This is a genomic window from Thermoanaerobaculia bacterium (assembly GCA_018057705.1).
Taxonomy (GTDB): domain Bacteria; phylum Acidobacteriota; class Thermoanaerobaculia; order Multivoradales; family JAGPDF01; genus JAGPDF01.
The window spans coordinates 1-3134 of the sequence record JAGPDF010000171.1; the positions used below are offsets into that span (position 1 = coordinate 1).

General features: G+C 69.8%; 4 protein-coding genes. 1 reads left to right on the forward strand and 3 read right to left on the reverse strand.

Features of this window, described 5'->3' with window-relative positions; genetic code table 11:
- Window positions 1-593, forward strand: a 593-nt coding sequence (locus KBI44_21755) for a hypothetical protein (GenBank protein ID MBP9147113.1), incomplete at its 5' end; no start/stop codon positions are given.
- A 1-nt stretch (window position 594) separates the two neighbouring features.
- Here KBI44_21755 and KBI44_21760 read toward each other — a convergent pair.
- The 3 genes from KBI44_21760 to tadA all read right to left on the reverse strand — a co-directional run.
- The gene (locus KBI44_21760) at window positions 595-1794 is read right to left on the reverse strand and encodes a glycosyltransferase (protein ID MBP9147114.1); all 1200 of its coding nucleotides are present in this window, start codon (window positions 1792-1794) and stop codon (window positions 595-597) included.
- A gap of 119 nt (window positions 1795-1913) precedes the next feature.
- Window positions 1914-2444: a phosphatase PAP2 family protein gene (locus KBI44_21765; protein MBP9147115.1), complete on the reverse strand. Its 531-nt coding sequence runs from the start codon at window positions 2442-2444 to the stop codon at window positions 1914-1916.
- Between the two features lie 99 nt (window positions 2445-2543).
- Window positions 2544-3134, reverse strand: a 591-nt coding sequence (gene tadA, locus KBI44_21770; protein MBP9147116.1) for a Flp pilus assembly complex ATPase component TadA, incomplete at its 5' end; no start/stop codon positions are given.

Here is a 3134-nt window from a genome sequence, read left to right on the forward strand (position 1 = left end):
GTCGCCTGGAGCAGGTGACGGCGGACATCGACGCCGCCTACTCGCTCGGCTTCTCGACCGGCCTCGAAGCGGGAGAGAACGATCATCGGATCGAGGTGAAGACCCGCCGCGCCGACCTCGCCGTGCGTCACCGCGAGGGCTTCCGCCGTCACGGGGCGAGCGATCGCGTGGCTTCCGCACTCACCGCCGCGGCGACCCTCGGCCAGACCGAGAATCCTCTGGAGATCAGCCTGAGTCTGGCTGCCGGGAGGCCCGATGATCAGAAGAAGTCGGGCGAGATCGTCCCGATCGCCGTCGGCATTCCGCTTCGCCTGATCGCGCTCTTCCCACAGGGCGGCGAAAGCCGTGGCTCGCTAGAGGTCCGCGTGTCCATCCAGGACGCGCGCGGCCGGCTGCACGAGAGTGAGGTCACCATCATTCCGATCGTCATTCCCGAGGGCGACCTCGAGCGCGCCCTCGCCGCAACCTGGTACCACCGCGCCGAAGTGCGGCTTGCGCCGGGTCGGCAACGCGTCGCAGTGGCGGTCGTCGATCAGGTTTCAGGACTTCAAGCCACGGTCGTCGCGGAGTACGAGATCCCCGGGAAGAAATGAGTTACGCGAGCATCTGATCGTAGAGGCCCTCGAGGCGTTCGGCCATCCGTCCCGCCGACCAGTCGGCGGCGACGAGCGGTCCTTCCGACGCGAGACGGGCGCGCAGCGCAGGGTCGCGAAGAACTTCCAGGCACTTGCCGGCGAAGTCGTCGAGATCGTCCTCGGCGACCAGCGCGCCGCGCCCTTCGAGAAGGAGGTCCCGGGTGCCCATCTCGGCGAGGGCGACGACCGGCACGCCGAGCGCCATCGCTTCGAGCAGGACCAACCCCTGGGTCTCGGTCTTCGAGGTGAAGACGAAGGCGTCGCCACCGCGATAACAGTCGGCGAGCTCGCGCTCGCGGTCGAGGTAGCCCAGCCAGAGCAGGTGGCCATTGAGACCGAGGGCGGAGGCGGCGCGCTGCAGCTCGGCGCGCGCCGGCCCTTCGCCGGCGACGATCAGAAGGGCTGACGGCAGTGTCCGCACGACGCGCTCGAAAGCCTGCAACAGGAAGAGCAGGTTCTTCTCGTGGCCGATCCGGCCGACGTGGACGAGGACCGGCCGGTCGGCGGCGATCGCGTGCCGGGTGCGGAAGCGCGCGCCGTCGCCTGCTCCCATGGAGCCCGGGCGGAAGCCGGTCGGGATCACACTCATCGGCGTCGTGACGCCGTAGGCGCCGAGCGCGTCGCGCATCGCGGTCGACGGCACGACCATCCGGTCGAGCTCCCGCGCTGCTTTCCGCGTCAGGCGGCGCGCGATCCTTCGGCAGAGGCCGGCCGGCAGAAACGGCAGATAGTGCTCGAAGTAGTGCTCGAAATAGGTGTGGTAGGTCTCGACGACCGGCACGCCGCGGCGCCGGGCGAGATCGACACCGGCGCGGTGCGCCGCGAACGGGGTCTGGATGTGGACGAGGTCGAGGTGATCGAAGTCAGGGGTGTTCGCCGCGGCGGCGCGGAAGCGTCGCGCCGGGACCCAGCGGTCCTCCGGGTCGAACGGCACGCGGAAACCGGCGAGTCGCACGATCTTGCTCGCGGAGCGTCCAGGAGAGGCAGGACGGTCAGCAGGGCTGGCAGGAGCGCGCTCGATACCGTCGCCGCCATAGCCGGGGCAGAGGAGAGGCACGTCGACGCCCCGCTGCACGAGCTCGCGGCGAAAGGTCGCGATCGAGGTCGAGACGCCGTTGACGCGCGGAAAGTAGACATCGGACAGATAGAGGACGGCCAGGCGGGATCGCTCCGCGCCCCTCCCGCCCTTCTCGCTGTCGCCAGCAGAGGATGCGGAGGCGATCCTTGGCGAGCGCGCAGGCAGGGAGGGGGAAGGCACAGCACTGAGGGCGCGGTGGGTCAGCCGAGCGCCAGCGTGACGAACGCGAGAAGAGCGCCGACGGCGGCGCCGGCCGCGACGTCGGTCGGATAGTGCAGCCCGAGGACGACGCGCGAGAGCGCGACCGCGAGCGTGAACGGCACCAGGATCCAGGCGAGGAGGCCGTAGGTCGCGAGCACGACGATCGAGAAGGCGACGGCGTGGAGCGTGTGGCCGGAGGGGAAGCTGTAGCGGTCGAGCGGCGCCGCGCCGAGGAGCACCCCGGTGTGGGCGCGAAACGGTCGCGCTCGGCCGGTGAGCACCTTCAGGGCTTTCGAGACCAGCGTCGCGGCGATGCCGACCGCCGCCATGCGCCGCACGGTGGGGAGCGCGGCCGCGCCGGCGAGCAGCGGCAGGAGCCCGGCGAGCGCGAACCAGACGAGACCGTCGCCGGCCTTCGACACGGCGCGGAAGAAGTGCAGCGCGCTTCGCCGCCGCTGGGCCTGCGAAAGGCGCAGACAGAGCCCCAGTTCGAGCTCCTGCAGGCGTGAGATGGCGGGCGCGATGCGCATCGTGGTCGCAGAGTCCTTTCTGTGCAGGGAAAGGATCTCCGACCGCGGTGTCCAAACGGTTGCGGCGGCGTGACGAAGCGCTGAACTTCGGTTTGGGGGCTACTCGCCCTCGAGGAGGGGCTCGAAGCGGCTCTTGTCCGACGCCTTCATGAAGGCGTCACGGGGGGTGACGATCTTGCGGGTGACGAGATCGAGGAGGGCGTCGTCGAGCAGCTGCATGCCTTCGCTGCGTCCCGACTGCATGAGATTCGTCAGCATCGAGATGCTGCTCTCGCGAATGAGGTTGGGCAGCGCCGGGGTCTTGAGCAGGATCTCGTGCACGGCGACGCGGCCGGCGCCGCCGGCCTTGGGCAGGAGAAGCTGGGCAACGATCGCCGCCAGCGAGTCGGCGAGCGACAGGCGCGCCTGCGGCTGCTCGTCGGCGGGAAAGACGTCGATCAGGCGATCGATCGTCTTGGCGGCGCTGTTGGTGTGCAGCGTCCCGAAGACCAGCATGCCCATCTCGGCCGCCTTGAGCGCCAGCGCGATCGTCTCGAGGTCGCGCATCTCACCCACCAGCACCACATCGGCGTCCTGCCGGATGGCCGACCGCAACGCCGCCGCGAAGCTCACCGTGTCGTGCCCGACCTCGCGTTGCGAGAAGACCGAGAGCCGGTTGCGGTGGACGAACTCGACCGGCTCCTCGATGGT